This is a genomic window from Mucilaginibacter sp. SG538B (assembly GCF_013376065.1).
Classification (GTDB): domain Bacteria; phylum Bacteroidota; class Bacteroidia; order Sphingobacteriales; family Sphingobacteriaceae; genus Mucilaginibacter; species Mucilaginibacter rubeus.
Genome location: NZ_JABMJI010000001.1, coordinates 2,142,697 through 2,162,488, shown reverse-complemented (window position 1 = coordinate 2,162,488; position 19,792 = coordinate 2,142,697). Strand labels below are relative to the sequence as shown.

General features: G+C 42.2%; 15 protein-coding genes. 2 read left to right on the top strand and 13 right to left on the bottom strand.

What is annotated here, in order from left to right; genetic code table 11:
• Positions 1-41 precede the first annotated feature (41 nt).
• Positions 42-239, bottom strand: a complete 198-nt coding sequence (locus FHW88_RS08625; RefSeq protein WP_090525558.1) for a cold-shock protein — start codon at positions 237-239, stop codon at positions 42-44.
• 137 nt (positions 240-376) lie between these two features.
• Positions 377-1,012 (bottom strand): peroxiredoxin, encoded by a 636-nt coding sequence (locus FHW88_RS08620; protein WP_176624642.1) that lies wholly within the window; start codon positions 1,010-1,012, stop codon positions 377-379.
• Between the two features lie 145 nt (positions 1,013-1,157).
• Between FHW88_RS08620 and FHW88_RS08615 the strand changes: the two genes are divergently transcribed.
• Positions 1,158-2,942 carry a glycoside hydrolase family 15 protein gene (locus FHW88_RS08615; RefSeq protein ID WP_176624640.1) on the top strand — a complete coding sequence of 595 codons (1,785 nt, stop codon included), beginning with the start codon at positions 1,158-1,160 and terminating at the stop codon, positions 2,940-2,942.
• Positions 2,943-3,041: 99 nt separating this feature from the next.
• Here the strand turns inward: FHW88_RS08615 and FHW88_RS08610 are convergent, their stop codons facing one another.
• The 11 genes from FHW88_RS08610 to FHW88_RS08560 form a co-directional block, all read right to left on the bottom strand.
• Positions 3,042-3,890, bottom strand: coding sequence for an N-acyl homoserine lactonase family protein (locus FHW88_RS08610; RefSeq protein WP_176624637.1), 849 nt, complete (start codon positions 3,888-3,890; stop codon positions 3,042-3,044).
• Positions 3,891-4,112: 222 nt separating this feature from the next.
• Positions 4,113-6,320: a bifunctional alpha,alpha-trehalose-phosphate synthase (UDP-forming)/trehalose-phosphatase gene (locus FHW88_RS08605; RefSeq protein WP_176624635.1), complete on the bottom strand. Its 2,208-nt coding sequence runs from the start codon at positions 6,318-6,320 to the stop codon at positions 4,113-4,115.
• Positions 6,321-6,470: 150 nt separating this feature from the next.
• Positions 6,471-6,947, bottom strand: a complete 477-nt coding sequence (locus FHW88_RS08600; protein WP_176624633.1) for a hypothetical protein — start codon at positions 6,945-6,947, stop codon at positions 6,471-6,473.
• Positions 6,948-7,172: 225 nt separating this feature from the next.
• Complete coding sequence (locus FHW88_RS08595) at positions 7,173-7,985, bottom strand: SDR family oxidoreductase (RefSeq protein ID WP_176624630.1); 813 nt, start codon at positions 7,983-7,985, stop codon at positions 7,173-7,175.
• A 149-nt stretch (positions 7,986-8,134) separates the two neighbouring features.
• The gene (locus FHW88_RS08590; RefSeq protein ID WP_218117145.1) at positions 8,135-8,923 is read right to left on the bottom strand and encodes a menaquinone biosynthetic enzyme MqnA/MqnD family protein; all 789 of its coding nucleotides are present in this window, start codon (positions 8,921-8,923) and stop codon (positions 8,135-8,137) included.
• Positions 8,892-9,518: a histidine phosphatase family protein gene (locus FHW88_RS08585; protein ID WP_090525547.1), complete on the bottom strand. Its 627-nt coding sequence runs from the start codon at positions 9,516-9,518 to the stop codon at positions 8,892-8,894. The genes FHW88_RS08590 and FHW88_RS08585 overlap by 32 nt, the downstream gene beginning before the upstream one ends.
• Positions 9,519-9,630: 112 nt before the next feature.
• Positions 9,631-10,824, bottom strand: coding sequence for an aminofutalosine synthase MqnE (gene mqnE, locus FHW88_RS08580; protein WP_090525545.1), 1,194 nt, complete (start codon positions 10,822-10,824; stop codon positions 9,631-9,633).
• Positions 10,825-10,917: 93 nt separating this feature from the next.
• The gene (locus tag FHW88_RS08575; RefSeq protein WP_176624628.1) at positions 10,918-11,181 is read right to left on the bottom strand and encodes a hypothetical protein; all 264 of its coding nucleotides are present in this window, start codon (positions 11,179-11,181) and stop codon (positions 10,918-10,920) included.
• 184 nt (positions 11,182-11,365) lie between these two features.
• Complete coding sequence (locus FHW88_RS08570) at positions 11,366-11,893, bottom strand: nucleoside hydrolase-like domain-containing protein (RefSeq protein WP_218117144.1); 528 nt, start codon at positions 11,891-11,893, stop codon at positions 11,366-11,368.
• Between the two features lie 212 nt (positions 11,894-12,105).
• Positions 12,106-13,215, bottom strand: coding sequence for a deoxyribonuclease II family protein (locus FHW88_RS08565; RefSeq protein WP_090525541.1), 1,110 nt, complete (start codon positions 13,213-13,215; stop codon positions 12,106-12,108).
• A gap of 290 nt (positions 13,216-13,505) precedes the next feature.
• Entirely contained in the window at positions 13,506-16,244 is a 2,739-nt protein-coding gene (locus FHW88_RS08560; protein WP_176624626.1) for a bifunctional YncE family protein/alkaline phosphatase family protein, read from the bottom strand.
• Between the two features lie 158 nt (positions 16,245-16,402).
• Here FHW88_RS08560 and FHW88_RS30325 point away from each other — a divergent pair, with 158 nt between their 5' ends.
• Positions 16,403-19,792, top strand: a complete 3,390-nt coding sequence (locus FHW88_RS30325; protein WP_317171340.1) for a DEAD/DEAH box helicase — start codon at positions 16,403-16,405, stop codon at positions 19,790-19,792.

Genomic DNA, 19,792 nt, shown 5'->3' with positions numbered 1-19,792 from the left:
GAGGTTTTGTAAGTAAGTTTTGCTCAATAATTTTATATATTTTATGCTTTTTTAACGTTTACTGCCTGTAATCCTTTTCTTCCTTCTTCCACATCGTACGTGACGCTATCATTATCCTTAATTGCATTTACACCGCCTTGCACGTCTTTAAAGTGTACAAAAAGATCCTTACCTTCTTCGGTAATAATAAAGCCGTAGCCTTTTTGTGTGTTAAACCATTTTACTTTTCCAGTTTTCATAATTATAATAATCGTAATAAAAAATTCGTGTTAAGATCAACTAAAACCAAACTGAAAACAAATAGGCTTATTGGTTCAGAAGGAATAGATATCCAGCTTCCCTCAAATATATAAAATTATTAATAAACCAAATAAAATTATTTATTTGGTTGTGGTGTCAGGCGCAAATAGGGCTTAACTGCAGTAAAACCCTTTGGAAATTTGGCAGGGATATCTTCAGTTTTAATTGCCGGCACCACCACCACGTCTTCTCCTTCTTTCCAGTCGGCAGGTGTGGCAACACTGTAATTAGCGGTTAACTGCAATGAGTCAATAACCCTTAAAATTTCCTGGAAGTTACGGCCGGTTGATGCCGGGTAAGTGATGATGAGCTTAACCAGCTTGTCGGGCCCTATAATAAATAATGAGCGCACTGTGGCATTTACCGAAGCATTTGGATGGATCATGTCATAGGCTTCAGAAATTTTGCGGTCTTCATCGGCAATGATCGGGAAGTTAACTTCAACACCCTGCGTTTCGTTAATGTCCTGGATCCAGCCATGGTGTGATTCTACCGAGTCGACACTAAGTGCCAATACTTTAACATTGCGTTTAGTGAATTCATCTTTTAACGCGGCAGTTTTGCCAAGTTCAGTGGTACATACAGGTGTATAATCGCCAGGGTGTGAGAATAGTACGCCCCAGCTATCCCCTAAATATTCGTAAAAGTCAATTTCGCCTTCTGATGTTTTTGCTTTGAAGTTTGGCGCTTTATCGCCCAGTCTTAAACTCATGATGATAGATTTTTTATGGTAATTTAATACGACTAAGTTACTATACATTCATAAACAAATGCAAACAAACTTTAAATAATCGCATTATTTACGCCAACATTACAAAGGCTGTGTTGTTGAAGTTTGAAATTAATAACACCTATCCATGAGTAAACACACCTATGATACCGGTATAATTGGCAATTGCGCCTTTTTAGCCCATATTAATAAAAACACCAATGTCGACTGGCTGTGCTGGCCCCGGTTTGACAGTACCTTTATTTTTGGCGGCCTGCTTGATAAAGATAAGGGCGGCGAATTCTCGATCCGCCCGGAAGGTGAATACACTACCAATCAGCATTACCTGGAAAATACCAATATTTTAATTACGGAAATATGCCCTGCAAGCGGCGGAAAATACCGCATAACCGATTTTGCACCAAGATTTTACCAGCATCAGCGTTATTATAAACCATTGATGCTGATCAGGAAAATTGAGGTTATTGAAGGCTCGCCGCGCATCATTGTCAAATGCGCGCCGGTTTCTGAATATGGTGCTGTTAAATTGAGTGTAAACCGTGGCAGCAATCATATCCAATATCTGGGCGGCGAAGAAAACATCCGCCTTACCACCAATATCCCCATAAGTTATGTTTTTGATGGACAGGCTTTTGTACTCAATGAAACCAAGTACCTGGCCATGACCTACGGCGAACCGCTTGAAGCGCCGCTCATCAGCACAGCGGATCGGTTTTTGGCCGAAACCGTGCAGTACTGGCGTACATGGATCAAACACTCATCAATAGCTACTTATTTTCAGCCCTTTGTAATCCGCTCTGCTTTGGCCCTTAAAATACACCAGTATGAGGATACCGGTGCAATTATCGCCGCAAGCACCACAAGTCTGCCCGAATCGCCGGGAAGCGGCCGTAACTGGGATTATCGTTATTGCTGGCTGCGCGATACTTATTACGTAATAACCGCGCTAAACCACATTGGCCATTTTGAGGAGATGGAGAAGTATTTCGGCTATGTTACTGATATTACCTTTTCGGAAATGGAACGCTACCAGCCGCTATATGGCATTACCGGTAAAAAAGACCTTGTCGAAAATATCATGACTGATTTAGCAGGCTATATGGGCAACCAGCCGGTGCGGGTTGGCAACCAGGCGTCTGAACACATTCAGAATGACATCTACGGCCAGGTATTGATCTCCCTGCTCCCATTATACACCGATCATCGCTTTGTTTTTTCGGAACGAAAAGATTCGGTTCACTGGATAGCGTTTTTGTTGAGTAAGATAGAGCATACCATTGATGAAAAAGATGCCGGCATCTGGGAGTTCAGGAATATGGCCAACATTCATTGTTACAGCAACCTGTTTCAATGGGCAGGTGCATCCGCTGCCGAAAAAATGGCGCGTACCATCCAAAACCAGGCGTTGATTGATAAGGCCATTTCTCTTAAAGAACGTGCGGCCGCGCATATCGAGAGCTGCTATGACCCGGTGCGCAAAGTTTACACCAACTCGGCCGGGAGCAGTAACCTTGACGCCAGCACTTTGCAATTGATTATGATGAACTATCTCGATCCAAATTCGCAGAAAGCGAAGGATCATTTAGTTGCATTAGAAAAAGAACTAAAGACACCTAATGGATTATTTTACAGGTATTTATATACAGACGATTTTGGTAAGCCTAAAACTACTTTCCTGATCTGCGCATTTTGGTATGTAGAAGCGCTGGCCGCTGTTGGCCGTTTGGATGATGCCCAGCGCGAGTTTGGCAACCTGCTGCAATACTCCAATCACCTGTTGCTCTTTAGCGAGGATGTTGACGAGCGCGACGGAAGCCAGTGGGGTAATTTCCCCCAGGCTTACAGCCATGTAGGGTTGATGAACGCGGCGTACCGGATTGCCATGAAATTGGATAGGCCGATATTTTTGTAGGATTAATCTTCTCTTGCATAAATTGGCAGCAGATAAGACTTACGAAGTTTCTAAAACTTCGTAAGTCTGGATTAACCAATTCGGTGTTCACCTAAATAATTACCTGATCTCCACTACCCCATCCGCAACTTTTGGAAACATCTCTAACTGCCTGCCATCATGCCCCGGGATTATAAATTTAACATCGCCGGCAAGCGTTTTCATCCGTTTCATTGCTTTGACATAACCTGCTGGATCAAGCGTACCACCTTGCGAAGGTGGCACTAAATGCTCAAGGCTGTAATAGATCCAGATATTATCAGATGCTATGATCACCCTGTTTTTCCGGGTTTGCACCAGCACATATTGCGAATTATAGGTATGCTTTGAACCTGTATAAACTTTTATACCTTTAATGATCTCTTTATTGTCGCCGTCTATCAGTTTGAGCCTGCCTGCCAAATTTAAATTAACGGTATTGATAACATCGCGCTTAGCATAACCACCTGCCTCTCCTGCTTTTTGCCATGCTGCGCCTGCAAAAAACTCATAATCCAGCTTTTGCATCCAAACCTTAGCTTTCGGGAAAAGGCTTAAACCATCTATATGATCCCAGTGAGGGTGGCTTAATATAATATCGGTTATATCCTGGGGCTTTACACCAAGCTTTAAAAGCGCCGAGTCCGGGCGTTGATAGGTTTTAAGTTTAAATTCTTTAGCATCTTCGATATCGGGCAAAAAGCCGGCATCAACCAAAATGTTTTTGCCGTTGCTGCCTTTGATAAGCCATACCATAAAATCAATTTTAACCGGCTCATTTTTGGGGCCGTTCAATGCCCAATCGCCCACTTTAAATGGATATCCGGATTCGGCGAATTTTACAGCATAAATTTTATAGACCGGGGTTTGCGCAAAAATGATATGGCAACTAAGCATCAATGCAAAAACAAGCAGGCTGATTTTTTTCATAAAGGGTTACATTATCGCGAACCGAATATAAAAAAATGGCCGCGGCTAAACCGCAGGCATAAATAAATTTTAAATTAAACTAATAATACCTATTTGTCATCTCGCGCTCGTTTGCAACGAGTGCGTAACCTGGGTTTGCGTTTATAACGCCACTGGCGATGCAATCGCTAAGCCATATTAAGCGCTCGTTGCAAACGAGCGCAAGATTAAAACTATTCAACCCTACTTGTCTGCCGGTTCCTCAACCGGCGTATATTTAGCAAAACTGGTCAGCAATTTCCTAACCTCCGATGGGTTCCGCAGGTAAAACTTAGCTGCCGAAAGATTACTGCCAACTTTAATGGTAATGGCACTTTCGGGCAGCGCTTTAAAGATATCTTCGTCGGTATAATCATCGCCGAAAGCTATAATGAAATCATAATCGCGGCCTTCGGTAAGTGTTAAAGCGGCTTTGCCTTTATTAATATCCATATTCTTCACTTCCAGTACCTTATCCCCTGCCAGTAACTGTAACCCTTTATCGCTTGCAAGATATTTAAGATTATTCATCAACTCATTGGCCCTGAGCTCGCCAAGCCCGGCCTGGGCTTTACGGTAATGCCAAACCAGTGAATATGTTTTCTCTTCAATGAACGAGCCAGGTGTACGATCAACATAGGTTTCCAATATCGGATAAATATCATGCTTCCATTGATCGGTTAGTCCGCTTATTTTATGCCATAAAGTGCCGGGTTGCTTAAACCATGAACCATGTTCGGCAATAAGATAGATGTCGTTTTCCTTAAACCACTCGTCGAGGTTTTCATGCTTTCGCCCGCTAATCAAAACCAATTGATTTGCAGAATCTTCCGCAAGTTTATTGATGACATTGTACAACTCCTTATCGGGAGAGGCCTGATCGATATTGGATTTAAAATTTACCAATGTTCCGTCATAATCCAAAAAGATAATGCGCTTTTTAGTTTTGATATAACGGTTAATAATACTTTGTTCGGTAGTGTTGCTCACGTGCCTGGCCTGCATGGAGCGCTGCATGAGTTTTACTTCTTTCAGCCTGTCCATAAAAATTTTAACCCAATGGGATGTGTTGAACTTTGCTACAAGCTGCCTCATCGGGATCATGCGCCGGCGCTGTTCCTCAAGCGGCATATTGATAGCCTGTAAAATGGCCCGGCAAACTTCCCCGGTATTATTAGGATTAACAATTATAGCATCTATAAGTTCTTTAGATGATCCTGCCATCTCACTCATAATCAATACGCCATCATTGTTTATCCGGCTGGCGACATACTCTTTGCTTACCAGGTTCATGCCATCGCGCATGGGTGTAACCAGGCAAACATCGGCCGAGTAGTAGAGTGCCGACAGGGTTTCGATAGGGAATGAGCGATAGTAATAGTGCACCGGGCTCCAGTCCATAGTGCGATACAAAGCATTGATCTTCCCTACTTTTTTATCTATTTCATCCCGAAGGTGAGCGTATTGCGGTACCGTATCCCGGGATGGAACCACGATCATGTAAAGCGTAATGTGCTCAATACATTCCGGGCATTGTTCAAGCAGCAGCTCAAAAGCTTCCAGCCTTTGCAGGATCCCCTTGCTGTAATCAAGCCTGTCTATAGAAAGGATCAGCTTTTTGTTCTGGAAATTCTCTTTAATAAGCTCAATCTGCTGTTTTACATCGTCCTGTAGCGGTAGCGATGAATACCTTTTTTCATCGATCCCCATCGGGAACGACTCGATAACAACCGAGCGCTCGCCATTGCTGATGATATTGGCACTGGATGTTACCGGCAGCAGACGTGTAGCCGCACCTAAAAAGTGGCGCACATCATCAAATGTATGTAAACCGATCAGATCGGCGCCAAGCATTCCATCCAATAGTTCCGAACGCCACGGGATTAACCTGAACATTTCATTTGACGGGAAAGGAATATGGAGGAAAAAGCCAATAGAAACATCCGGCAACTCCTGCCTGACCAGGGCGGGTAACAATAGCAACTGGTAATCGTGGATCCAGATCACATCGCCGGGCTCGGCAATGCTCAGGATCATATCCCTGAACTTTTTATTTACCGCTTTATAGTAATCCCAGTTTGATTGTTTGTATGCAGCATAAGTTGAAGCGTAATAATGAAAAACGGGCCATAAAACCTCGTTGCTGAAACCTTCGTAGTATTGGTTGATCTCTTCCTGATCTAAAAAAACAGGAATCAGGCTTAACTCTTTTAATTCTTTTGTAACCTGGTCTTTATCTTCCTGCTCAGCAACTTCTATTCCGGGCCAGCCTATCCATACGTTATCGCCCTGTTTATATATTGAACCTAAACCGGTAGCTAATCCTCCCTCGCTCGGTGATGAATGGTATGCACCATCAGTTTTGGAAATTTTAACAGGCAAACGGTTTGATACAATTATTGTTTTCGACATATGAAGTAAATATTAATTAATATTTAAAAGACGAAAACACCGTTTTTGTTTTATGAAAAGAGGCTTTATGACATAAAAGTGTGATTTATAATCATAAAAAAAGCCGTCCTGATATTCGGGACGGCTTTCCATTGTTATAATTTTTCGGAGTTATTTTACTTGTTGGAAAAACTCGATGTTAGCTTGTTGAGTAATCCTTACCAAAACTTCGTGTTTGTCGTTTTTCAAGTCAACAAAATATGAAGTTGGCTCGATGGCGTCATTGATTGAAGTGTTAGCCTGGTAAACGATAACTTCGCCTACTTCGTAACCTTTGTAATCGCTGTTGATTTGTTGAAGGGCTTTTGCAGGGATAGCTTTGTTGTCAACACGTTGAGTTGTACCTAAAAATTCACCTTGCAGGTTGTAGAAAGCAGTTTTTTGAACGCCATCAACAGTGAAAGTAGCTTTTTGAACGTTTTTGGTTACAGTCCAGTTAACGTTGGTAGCTTCAGCGAAATCAGCAGTAAAGCCGTGTAAAGCGATGTAAGAAACGTTGGTACCACCGTCAGATTTTTTGCCACCATCGGCAAAAGCGTTAACGGTAAATAATGCTGCGGTTGCTATTGTTAAAAATATCTTTTTCATGTTCGTTTAAATTTTAAATCCTGCAACAAAAATACGCTACACTTGTCAATATTTAAAATTTTCTTGAACTTTTATGAATATTTAATAATTATAGCCTTTTATAGCCGCAAAATTTAAATTTTATCAATAACCTTAGTGTATATTTTACAATATCTAAAAGAAAAAACGCCAATTAATGGCGTTTTTAGTTTGCTAAACCGATTTATGTTGTCATGAAAATGTCATTTAGCCATTATCTGCAAAGCCCGGGTACAAAGTCATGCCCCCATCTGCAAAAATTGTGACCCCGGTAATGTAATCCGACTCATCTGAAGCCAGCCAAACTGCCAGTTTTCCGATGTCAGCCGGCTGGCCTATCCGGTTGTAAGGGATGAGCGTCAATAACTTATCAAGAGCTTCCGGGGTTTCCCAGGCTTCCTTATTAATAGGTGTTTGTATAGCGCCTGGCCCTATCCCATTCACCCTGATCTTATGCGGGGCGAGCTCCTGTGCTATACTTTTCATAAACATCATAATACCGCCCTTGCTGGCAGCATAATTTACATGCCCTGCCCAGGGGATAACTTCATGCACGCTGCTCATACAGATAATTTTGCCCGCGGCTTTACTTTTTCCCTCAACAACGCCCCGTTTTATAAACTCTTTAGCAGCCTCCCTGGCACAAAGAAACTGGCCGGTTAAATTGATGCTGATCACTTTATTCCAGTCGTCGAGCGTCATATCAACAAATCTGGCATCTTTTTGCAAACCGGCATTGTTCACAAGGATATCAATAGTGCCGTATTGCTTAAATATTTCGGCAAACATGGCTTTTACCTCTTCCTCATGGCTTACATCTGCCTGAAATGCAAATGCCTCACCGCCTGTGGCTTTGATCTGGCTTACAACATCATCGGCTGCGGTTTTATTATGTGCGTAGTTAATGAGGAGTTTAGCGCCGGCTGCAGCCATTGCCAATGCAACGCCTTTGCCAATGCCGCTATCGGCACCGGTTACGAGGGCTGCTTGTCCTTTTAATAGTTGGGGAGTATTGCTCATAGATAAACGTTTTTGTGTTTAAGATAAGCAATGGAATTGAGAAGGGAATTGTTTTTGCGCGAACCGGGATTTATGTGATTATCGGATTACATAACCAAACAATTCTGATCCTGTAATCCTAAAAATCCGCCCCAATCCCGGTTCAGAGATTATAACGCTTTTATATACTCATGAAACAGGTACAGGGCTTTCTTCTTGTCTGCTGTTAAATCATAATCTATTTTAACCATCAGGTAGTCGATCAGGTCAAAGTCATCACGCATGGGTAGTTCTTTAAACAGATCTTCGCGATGATCAAGACCGTATTTTAGTGACTCGTTAAACTCGTCCATAAAATCCTGAGGGATAGGTTTATTAGCTATCCAGGCTGCAAAGGTGAATGGCAGACCTGTCATTTTTTGCCATTCTTCGGCCAGGTCGTAAACATATTTGTATTGCTGCTTTTTGCCGAAGGTACGGTCGCCTATTTGTACAAAGGCGGTTTGTTCATCTGCAGATTGGGCATAATCCGGCGCATTACTTACCTGTTTGGGGTTTACCAACCAGTGGTTTTTCAGCAGCACACGGGCAAGATTATTTGATGAACGCGACTGCGGATCGAGTTGAATGGTAGTTACGTCCCTAATATCACTATTGCTGAAAATGAAAACGGAGTTTACCGCGCCTACGGCACCAATGCAGTAATCAGAGACAATTTCCCATTGCGGCAAACTCAGTGCTGCAGCAACCGGGATCAGACCGATATCAACCACGTCGTCAATAAGCTTTTGAGCACAATCTGACGGGATATCAAGGCTCAGGTCAATTTTATTAATGATGTCGGTATGTTGAATGCCGTATAAAAAGGGTTTGGTATTAGTGTAGCTTACTGCTGATATTCTGATCTTGTTCACAAATTCGCTATTTCTATTCTTCGGAATGTTTGAGATGTTCGGCATTGTTAAAGTCGATGATTTCGAATCTTTCGCCATTGTACGTTACCTTGTATAATACCAGGTTTTGGTGCGGAAAGGTATCCATTTCGGATAAGGGCTTACCGGTAAGGATACAAAGCAACAGTCGTAAAGCGCGACCGTGCATACAAATAAGCACGTTTTTTTCTTCGGGGTGGCTCATGATCACCTCCATGGCTTCGCGCTGGCGTACTTCAACCTCAAGCGGACTTTCGCCCCCTTCAAATTTACTGTCGAGCTTACCATCCAGCCAATCACGCATAATCTGCAGAAAAGCAGCTTTATTATCAGTAGTTGGCGACTGGCCTTCGTGAATGCCCCAGGCCAGCTCATCCAAACCCGGAAGCTTTTCATAAGATATCCCCAGATCAATAAAAGGCTGGATACTTTGCTGTGTGCGCTTTAATGCCGATATATAAATTTTATCGAACGGAACAGTTTTATAAGCCTCAAAAAACTGGCGGGCTTGTTTACGGCCTTCGTCATTTAAATCGGTATCAACCCCGCGGCCCTGTATAATACCAAGTTTGTTATACTCAGTTTGGCCGTGGCGTACTATATATAAGGTTTTTTGTACCATTTTCTTGAGCCCAAAGCTGAAAGCCGAAGGCTTAAAGCTTTTTTGCTTTTATCTATGCTAAATTTATTGCTTTGCTTTAAGCTTTCGGCCTTTGGCTTTCAGCTTAAAAAGCTTAATTAATTACCGGTAATTTGTAATACTGCGGTTTCGGTTCGTCGCCGAACACAAAGTTGGTATAATCCGTTACTACATTATATAATGTATCACGTTCAATAGGCTGGCGGCCTACATGTTTAATTAACTCTACCACTTGCTTGGTGCTCATACCTGGATGCTGCTCTTCGGCGCCGGCCATTGAATAGATTTTGGTGGTATCATCAAGCGTACCATCAATGTCGTCAACGCCGAAGTTAAGCGAAAGCTGTGCGGTAGTACGACTGATCATAGCCCAATAAGCTTTAATATGGTCGAAGTTATCCAGGTAGATGCGGGCTACGGCGTAGTTTCGCAAATCTTCAATTACCGAAACCTCGGGTACGTGCGACATCTGGTTATCCTTGTTACGGAACTTAAGCGGAATGAACGTCTGGAAACCGCCTGTTTTATCCTGCAATTGGCGTAAGCGTTCCATGTGGTCAACGCGGTGTTTATATGCTTCAATATGCCCGTAAAGCATGGTAGCGTTTGAACGGCCGCCAAGCTTGTGCCATTCTTCATGAATAGCCAGCCACTGATCGGCAGTACATTTATCTTTCGAGATCTGGTCCCTTATTTCAGGATCAAAAATTTCAGCGCCGCCGCCGGGGATAGAGTCCAAGCCAGCTTCCTTCATCAGGCGCATGCCTGTGGCGTAGTCAATTTTAGCTTTTTTAAAGATGTAGTGATATTCAACCGGGGTTAACGCTTTGATATGCAACTCCGGGCGATGCGCGCGGATGCGGGCGAAAAGTTCCTGGTAAAAAGGCACGTCATATTGCGGCAGCACACCACCTACAATGTGAACCTCAGTAACCGGTTCGCCATCATACTTGGTAACCATGTTGAACATTTCATCCATGGTGTACTCCCATCCTTCCGCCTTTTGTTTCAGCAGCCGCGAGTACGAACAAAATTTGCAGTCGTAAACGCAAAGATTGGTAGGCTCAATATGAAAATTACGGTTGAAATAAGTTTTATCGCCGTGGCGCTCCTCGCGGATGTAGTTGGCTAAAGTGCCAAGATAGCCAAGTTCGCCCTGCTCGTAAAGCAAAACGCCTTCATCAAAAGTGATGCGTTGTTTGTCAAGAACTTTTTGAGCAATATGCTTTAAATCAGCAGATAAATTCGGATCGTTAAGTAAAAACTGTAAATTATCTGAATTATGCATCAATTAAAAATTTGGTCAAAGGTACTAAAAAGCACAAAAGTAATATGCGTTATGACACATATCGGCCAAATTTCGCGGTAAATTACAATAAAGTTACAGTGCCTTGATCTCGCTTATGGAGATACCTGTTGAGCAATCATCCTGACAGCCATTGGGTACATAACTTGCGCCGGATATCATGCCATTATTATTGGTTTCAAAATAAATGGTATTCTTTTTCTTATCTGCAGATAGCCATTCGTTCTTTGCTTTCTGGTAAACCTGGTCGAGGGTTATTGATGCAGCACCGGCGTCATGCTGGTTTAAAGAGTTTTTGTCCTCATGCCATTGTTCCCTGATAGCTTTAACAGGGATCATATTAGCAGTTTTATACTCTAAAACATATGATAAACACCCGGCCAGCTAGGTTTAATATAATTTGCATAAGTATCATCCTGGTCACTGGAGGGAAGTAAAACCACCTTTCGATAAATTTTTAATTTCGTTTGCTCCCAATTGGCGGTGAACTCATATTGTTCCTGAATAGCTTTTAAAGCACGCGCTATAGTGCTTTGGCTCCCCATGCTGTAATAAACAATTGGCCCTGTTTATCATCAAGTATCAGGGTTTTGATGAGGTCTGAACCTGGTGAATCTTTTGAAATATCACCATCAAATTCAATATTCCCAATCCTGATTTTGCCTCTGAGTACATCAGGTGCAGGATAATTGAAATTATGAATTTTTAGATTGGCGTAAACATTTGCGTAGGTATACACAGCATCATGAATAAAATGCTCATCTTCACCCCACCGCCACGATTCACATGGGCACAAGTTTAATCCAAAGCGGGTATACTCCCGTCCCGGTACAAACCATTTGGTTCTTTTGCTATCTCCCTTCCAATGAAAAGCGCTGCTGGCATAAATCAATCCTTCAATTTCAACATCACTGCTATATAGCAGGAACCGAATAAGTGAATTATTATCATCCAATTCCGGATCTGCTGTAATTACGATGCGTGGTCTTGTTTCGTTGGGTAAGTTTTGAGCGTGCGCAAAGCCGTTAGTAGTAAAAAGAGCGATTAGCATAAATGCATATCGCCTCGGTTCGAAGCTAAAGTATTTTCCGTTTAAAATCATTGGCAGCGCTGGCTTATAATTTTATATCAAACTGATAGTTAAATATAAGCAAACCATCCGCTATGTTATAAAAAACAGCCTAATATGTATACAAAAATCCCGCTTGAGCAGGATTATTGTATACTGGCGTGTATGGAAAAGTTTTAAATTGTAAATTACGTTTACTGCTGTTCCCTCAATGGTGCTTCCGCATGAAGATGATGTGTTTTTTGGATCAGAACGTGAGCTTCAGTTCTGTTATGCCCCGGAGGCGCTAAAAGCAAACTTGTTTTGGATAAACCCGACCATAAAGTTTGATTTTGAAATGCAATTGTACAGCCGCCGCGCCTCCTTTGCGAAATCATGCGGTTGATATCGCCAACACAAACCCAGGGGTCATGCAATGTGACTCCCCATTTGGCATGGTCATGTGTTTCGGGCCAGGCCCAGTGTGCACCCATGAAACCTAAATTGATATACTTGATGTCAAAAGTTTTGTGAATGCCGTCGCTATCAGCGATAGGTGGAATAGGACCGCGGATCCAGGTTTCAATGTCTAAATCGTCGTTTAGGATAGGCCCTACCAATTCGTTCCAAAAATCTTTATTCCATTCCCGGTTCTTGGCTATAACTTTGAATGGCATACCGCCAATAGACTTTAAATCGATCGAGTCGCCCAGAGCGATCGGGTGGCTCGCCAAAGGCTGTGTCAGCGAATGCAACTCGGCAGTTGCGGGCAGGTTGGCGGTATTATGAAGATAGATTTGCGGCTCCTGGTGGTTCAGCATCTGTTTGGCAATAAGATTAGCGGTATCCAAATCCAATGAAATGCACAGGTAGGTTTGCCCGTATTTGGGAGTAGGATCTTTGATGGCACCAGGGTCTGCAAATTTCGGCCATGAGTGAAGTAACCAAAATGCAGTTTTAGATTCGGTATCAAATGCCAATACTCCCTTGGTATGCCCTTTGGTGCCATCATCATGTTTATTGGCACTTTCGGGCATCTCGTCATTATAAAGAACCCATCCGGTACTCGGAGCCGGTGATTTAATGTTTTTGAATACGGAGTCCATAGTCAGGTTGAGTGCTCCTTTATCGCCATTCAAAACATTGGGTGATTTTGTAATCGTCCTTTTTCGGGCGTCGGTATTGGCATCGATAGTTGAGTCGTAATAAACATATTCGTACCCTGTAGCTTTGTCATTACCCACACCTCCGTCAAGTTGCGGAACTTTGTAGATAAACCACCAGTCGACTGGTGCGCCGTTCTCATCAAGCGCAGAAATTTTCATAACTTTTTTGGTTAGGTTGAAAAATTAATTGATTAATTGTTTGCAGGCGTTGATGAGGTTTGCAATAAAGATAAAGTAATATCGTGCACAAATGACCACGTAATTTCACGGAATTTTCAGAAGAGTTTCCCGTATTTTTACGCATAAAACAATTAATAGATCAATAGAAATTTAAGGCAATCAGCTATAAAAAAAACTCGCTGTCTGGTTAAGGCAACGAGCTCTAATCATCCATGTAATATTATACGGTTAATCTCTGGGAATGATGTTGACGTTAGCTATTTTCCCGATCAATCATCATGATCTTCATCTTTGCCCGCCAGTTTAGCGGGATAAGCTTTTTTACCCTTGGCCGCAAACCAAAGTATCCTGTTCATCACATCATCATTACCACCGTCAATATGATCGTATTCAGGTCTTGATGATAATTGTGCAAAATGCAATGCAGAACCTTTTAGCGCAGAAAAAGGCTGGTTGATTGTATTGAGCGGAACCCTGTTTTTTAAACTGGTATAAGTGTATGCAGATGGTTTGCCGGTAAAGCAATCAAACATAGGTAATGCAGTAGCGTCAATAATATTCATTGGTGGTAAGCCCAATATTTGCTCAATAGAACGCACTATACAGGTTTGATTATAGTTTTTGCTCACCTTATGCTGTAACCTGCTATACGGACTAATCACAAACCCTGTAGTACGATATGCAGATACATGGTCCCACCCTGCCTGTGAATCATCTTCGGTAACAAATATTACCGTGTTTTTCCAGAAACGGCTTTTTGAAACTGCTTCAACAATACGGCCGAGCGCCAGGTCATTATCAGCTACCATAGCGTCAGGTGTCGGGTAGCCTGGCCTCGTGCCTACGGTATGATCGGCCGATAGGGCCATGATCATTAGTTGCGGTAACTGGTCGCCGGGCTTTTGCTCATATTCATGTAGCTCTTTAATAAAAGCGGTGGCCCGTAACTGTTCATTAATCTTATGCTCGTCAGATCCCGGGAAGTTTTGTGACAGCATTGGCCTCACCCGGGAAATAGTGCTGGTGTTTTTAAATGCGAATGGTTTACCTGCTGTGTAATTGTTATAAATATCGCTCCAGTTTAACTTATCATCAAAATGCACGGCACAGGCTTCACCGTAAATTCTGACCGTTTTGCCATGATCGGCGGCATTATTCCAGATAAAACCGTTCCCGTCATAAACCAAAGCATCCTCCTGCACATGAGGATAACTTCTAAACCATGAACGCACGCTTTTTTCAACATAATCTGTAACCATAGCGGCATCAGTCCATTGGTGCCCTTCGGCAGAGCATTTTCCTGAGGCATAATAATTATCAAGCAATAAAAAGTTGCGCGCTAAATTATGCTGATTAGGGGTAACACTATCACCATAAATACAAAGCGATTTATTGCCTTCACCTTCAGGCATATCGCCCAAAACCTGGTCGTATGTACGGTTTTCCTTGATGATATAAAGCACATGGTTAAATACCGATGGCTCGCCAATACGCTCTGGTATGGGTTTAGGCGCAATGTTTTTACGGGGCAGTAGCTGCGCTATCTGCTGGCGGAAACTCAGGTTTAGGTTTTGGACTTTTTGAGTATACTTTTTAAGCAAAGCATCATCGGGAATGGCTATCATTGATACCGTAGCCTTCGAATGGTGCGAGTTGTAAGCTGTAACGTCTGCTCCCGAGGGTAAATCACCTTTCAAATTGCTTTTACCTATCTCATCGGCACTTACCCTCGAGCCTTCTCCTTCCAGGTTAGTTACAAATAAATTATTGCCGTCAACAGCCAGGCCGCCAGGGTATGCTTCGGTTGGAATAAAGCCTTTCACTTCGTTAGTGCCGGTTCCTTTAAGAGATGTTTTACTACCCAATTTTACCATGGCCACAGCGTTATCCAAACCATTTGCTACATAAAGTATTGTACCATCGGCATTAATGGCTAAAGCATTGGGCGTATCACCTATATAACTCTTTTTGCCAGGATTTAATTTAACATCAATCGCTGCTACATTTTGTAATGAACTTGTTGAAATTACCGATACCATGTCACTATTGCCATTCGCAACATAAACAAAAGCTTCATCGGCACTGTTGATAATGGCATTAGGATGCAGCCCAACAGTAATTTCCTTGATCACATCTCCTTTAGCCAAATCCATAACCATTACAGTGCCCTGCACTGTTGCCCCTGTTTTAGGATCGACATAAGCCTTACCATAGGGTACACCCGCTGTTTCACGCTTCAATGTATCAATAGCTTGCGGCCCGGCCCAGTTGGTTAAAAATATCTTGCCCTTTGCTATCGTCAATCCATAAGGTGCAACACCGGTCGATCTTGTCCAAATGGTTTTATTATCAGTTAAATTAATCTTTACCAGTTGATTATTCCCGTTTAAAACTACATATAAGTAATTTGTGCTGCTTTCTTTATTGATGGCTAAATCGTTAGGTAATGCCAATGGCGACTCGCCTTCAGCTTTAAAATTGAAAGTGTTTTGTATGCTAATATTACCATCTTTCCAGATAGCCTGGAAAACGTACGATTTTGAATCCTTACCCTTGCCTGCTGCAGCGCTCCAATATATTTGAGTTTGATTGTCAATATTTACAACTTTTAGGCCGGAGTAAGTACTTGTAAGTCCGCCGTAGCGGGGATCTTGTTTATAGGTCCAGCGGGTGGTTACTTTTTTTGAGAGTGTATCAATTATAGTAAGTCCGTATCGGTCTTCGACAGCGATAAACCTGGTGCCGGGGATCAGCCTTACATCCATGCTATGATTTTCGTCGGATGCATCGCCAAACGATATCACCGTTCCTGCCGGATCAATAATACGGTTGTAAGGCATTAAAACCGGTAGTATATGGCGATTTAGTGTGCTGTCATCATAAGCACTGTGCATATTAACCTGTTCATTATCGGAGCTTTGTTTGTTGCCAGAAACGGTATGGCAGGCATAAAGGGGAAAAAAAATTGCTAATATGGATAGATGCAATAAGAATTTTGGATACTTCATAGTACTGAACTAAGTGGCTAAATTAAGGCAGATACGTTTACTAAAGGTAAATATTTGATAAAGAATATAATTGTTACATAGTTAACGAAAATGCGTTGGTGATTGTCTTCTTTTATATAATTGTTATGATATTTACCGGGTAACACATCAATATACGAGTGATCAGGATAATCAGCTACCAGGAAGGCGAAAGCAACCATAATATTATCATCAAAGGCGCAACCATAACCGACTTTAGTGAAAGTGTTATTGCCGCTCATGCAGCCGTCAGCATTTATTTTGACAAGCAAAGTTACAGGCAAATACTGGCCAAACATTTGGAAATTAACCACGGAGCTTTTACCAATCAGTCGGGTACGGTTGCCTTCCCCGAGGTAATCATTACCAGTCATGAAGGGCAGCTGGCACTTTCGTGCGGGTGCCATGCTACAGGTAATAAACTGTGCGAGCACCAGGCACAGGTACTATCGGCAATAACACAGCGTGATGAGTTACGGTTATTTTTTGATGACGAACTAAGACATAAAAAGTTAAAAAAAGCAGCAGCTGATTACGGACTTGAAGAGGCCCCTGATCTCGACAAGTTTTTCGAGGTAAAATCACTGTCTAAAAATTTCGAGATAGTCCCCCGCTCCGCCGCGTTAACAGCCATTACCAAAGAGAGCCTTGCCAGTTTGCAAAGCGTTATAGTTAATAACATTTCTGAACCGGTTGGGCAACCTGGCGAGGACACGGATAAAACAACTTGTATCATACTAAAACAGCATAAATACTATAAATATTTATTTATTGAACTATACACCGCACAAAGCACCAAAGATGGAAAAATCAAGAACCCCCTTGTGCCTATAGCTCCTTTAGACCTGATTTGGGAAACGAATGACGCACAGCAACTCAAATTCTTTACCGGGGTACATAAGTTTCAAAATCATATTAACATACAAAGAACTGCTGCGGATATCGCAGCACTAAAAGCCGTTGTTAAAAACCCATTGGCCTACAGTTTTTACGCGCATGACAACACTGTTTCGGATAAAGTAACAGCTGGCTCGATAAACCCTGTATTGGTTAAAAATTTAAAAAGTGACCTGGAGCTAAAAGTAAATACCTGGGATGAGTTTTATGAAATAAGCGGCATTTTTAATATAGATGGCTTGCTGTACAATGTTAAGGACCTTGATATCAGGTATACTTATTTTATCGGCATAGGCAACGCGCTTTATCTTATTGAAAGCTTACAGGTATTAAATATCCTCGACCTTTTGAAAAAGAAACAAGGCAGCCTGCAGGTACATAAGAGTAAGTTTGCAGAATTAAAATCACATTTGCTTAACAAACTGGAAAACAAGCTTCTTATTGATTATACTTACATTAAACCTGCAACACAAGAGCAAATAAAAAAAGAAGGCTTTGATCAGCCTACCGAGAAGATCATTTATCTGTCGGACTTTGGCGCACATGTCATGATCATACCTGTGCTGCGTTATGGTGAGGCCGAGATCCCGATGCGCACGCAAAGGCAGATCTACGGAACCGACGAAAAAGGCAACCAATTTTTAGTTAAACGGCGCGATGATGAGGAAATAGCCTTTACAGCTCTGCTTGTAAAACAACACCCTTATTTTAACGAACAGTTGGATAACGGCCTTGATTACTTCTACCTGCATAAAAGGCATTTTTTAGATGAGGAGTGGTTTTTAAATGTATTTGACGAATGGCATAACCACAAGATCGAAATACTCGGCTTTAACGAACTGGAAGGCAACAAGCTGAACCCGCATAAAGTAAAGATAACCATCAACGTAGTGAGCGGGATTAACTGGTTCAATACAGTTATCGATATAAAATTTGGCAAAAAAAGAGCTTCGTTGAAACAGGTTCACCAGGCTGTAAAAAATAAAAGCAAGTATGTACACCTTGATGATGGAACCCGGGGAATTTTACCCACCGAATGGATAGAGAAATTCACTGATTATTTTAATTCGGGAGAGATTGCTGATAATGACACGCTGCATACTTCAAAAAGTAATTATACTGCTATACAGCAATATTACGACGAGGAAATGCTTGACGAGGACGTGCGAAATGAACTTGCGATATACAACAGAAAGCTTACCGGTACAGAAAGCATTGATGAAGTACCGGTTCCTCCCGGATTAAACGGAACGCTTCGCGCTTACCAACGCCAGGGATTAAACTGGTTAAGTTTTTTGGATAACCTTAATTTTGGCGGCTGCCTTGCCGATGATATGGGTCTGGGTAAAAGTCTCCAGGTGATTGCCTTTATCCTTTTACAGCGCAGCAAAACCGAAAATAATACCAACCTTGTTGTAGTGCCAACCTCGCTCCTGTTTAACTGGCAACAGGAGGTAGAAAAATTTGCGCCTTCTATCAGCATCCATACCATTTACGGTGCTGAACGGCTTAAGCATACCAGGCACCTGCACCAATATGAAATTGTACTTACCTCCTACGGTACTTTACTATCAGATATTAATTTCTTGAAGGATTTTAATTTCAATTATATTTTTCTCGATGAATCGCAGAATATAAAGAATCCCGAATCGCAGCGCTACAAGGCTGTAAGGCTCCTGAAATCGCGCAATAAAATTACGATAACGGGCACTCCGATAGAAAATAATACGTTCGATTTGTATGGCCAGCTATCATTTGCCTGCCCCGGTTTGCTGGGAAGCAAGCAATATTTCAAGGATATTTATGCTGTTCCTATCGATAAATTTAAGGGCAGCAAACGCGCGGCCGAACTACAGGAAAAAGTAAGGCCTTTTATACTTCGTCGTACTAAACAGCAGGTTGCAACAGAACTGCCTGAAAAAACCGAAATGGTGCTGTATTGCGAAATGAAGCAGGAGCAGCGTCATATTTACGACTCATATGAAAAAGAATTCAGAGAGTACATTTCGGCCACAACAAACGAAGAGCTAAAAAAGAGCTCGATGAACGTATTAAAAGGGTTAAACAAATTGAGGCAGATCTGCGACTCGCCGATGCTCATAAAAGGCGAAAAAATGCCCGGTGATGCATCGGCCAAATTGGAAACGCTGATTGAGGAAATAGAAAACAAAAAGCACCAGCACAAAATCCTCATATTTTCGCAGTTTGTTTCCATGCTTGATCTTATCCGCAACGAATTGATATCCCGCGAGATTCGCTTCTCATATCTCACCGGTCAAACCCGCAAACGGGAGCAGGTGGTTAATGAATTTCAAAACGATCCCGGCATCAGGGTGTTCCTCATTAGCCTAAAAGCTGGTGGCACCGGTCTTAATTTAACAGCAGCAGATTATGTTTACCTCGTCGACCCGTGGTGGAACCCGGCTGTCGAAAACCAGGCCATAGATCGTTGTCACCGCATCGGCCAGGACAAAAAAATTGTGGCGGTAAGGCTTATTTGCCCCGGCACTATCGAAGAGAAGATCATGGTGATGCAGCAATCAAAAAAGGATATCGCCAAAACCCTGATCAAGCCCGACAGCGCTTTTGCAAGTTCATTGTCAAAAGATGACCTGCTTGATTTATTGAGTTAG

Coding starts and splice junctions, on each gene's coding strand:
- FHW88_RS08570 (WP_218117144.1), bottom strand. CDS start 11,893: ATGCTAATCGCTCTTTTTACTACTAACGGCTTTGCGCACGCTCAAAAC.
- FHW88_RS08595 (WP_176624630.1), bottom strand. CDS start 7,985: ATGAGCAATACTCCCCAACTATTAAAAGGACAAGCAGCCCTCGTAACC.
- FHW88_RS08565 (WP_090525541.1), bottom strand. CDS start 13,215: ATGAAAATTTCTGCGCTTGATGAGAACGGCGCACCAGTCGACTGGTGG.
- FHW88_RS08620 (WP_176624642.1), bottom strand. CDS start 1,012: ATGAGTTTAAGACTGGGCGATAAAGCGCCAAACTTCAAAGCAAAAACA.
- FHW88_RS08605 (WP_176624635.1), bottom strand. CDS start 6,320: ATGTCGAAAACAATAATTGTATCAAACCGTTTGCCTGTTAAAATTTCC.
- FHW88_RS08610 (WP_176624637.1), bottom strand. CDS start 3,890: ATGAAAAAAATCAGCCTGCTTGTTTTTGCATTGATGCTTAGTTGCCAT.
- FHW88_RS08585 (WP_090525547.1), bottom strand. CDS start 9,518: ATGGTACAAAAAACCTTATATATAGTACGCCACGGCCAAACTGAGTAT.
- FHW88_RS08625 (WP_090525558.1), bottom strand. CDS start 239: ATGAAAACTGGAAAAGTAAAATGGTTTAACACACAAAAAGGCTACGGC.
- FHW88_RS08615 (WP_176624640.1), top strand. CDS start 1,158: ATGAGTAAACACACCTATGATACCGGTATAATTGGCAATTGCGCCTTT.
- mqnE (WP_090525545.1), bottom strand. CDS start 10,824: ATGCATAATTCAGATAATTTACAGTTTTTACTTAACGATCCGAATTTA.
- FHW88_RS08560 (WP_176624626.1), bottom strand. CDS start 16,244: ATGAAGTATCCAAAATTCTTATTGCATCTATCCATATTAGCAATTTTT.
- FHW88_RS08575 (WP_176624628.1), bottom strand. CDS start 11,181: ATGATCCCTGTTAAAGCTATCAGGGAACAATGGCATGAGGACAAAAAC.
- FHW88_RS08600 (WP_176624633.1), bottom strand. CDS start 6,947: ATGAAAAAGATATTTTTAACAATAGCAACCGCAGCATTATTTACCGTT.
- FHW88_RS08590 (WP_218117145.1), bottom strand. CDS start 8,923: ATGCCGAACATCTCAAACATTCCGAAGAATAGAAATAGCGAATTTGTG.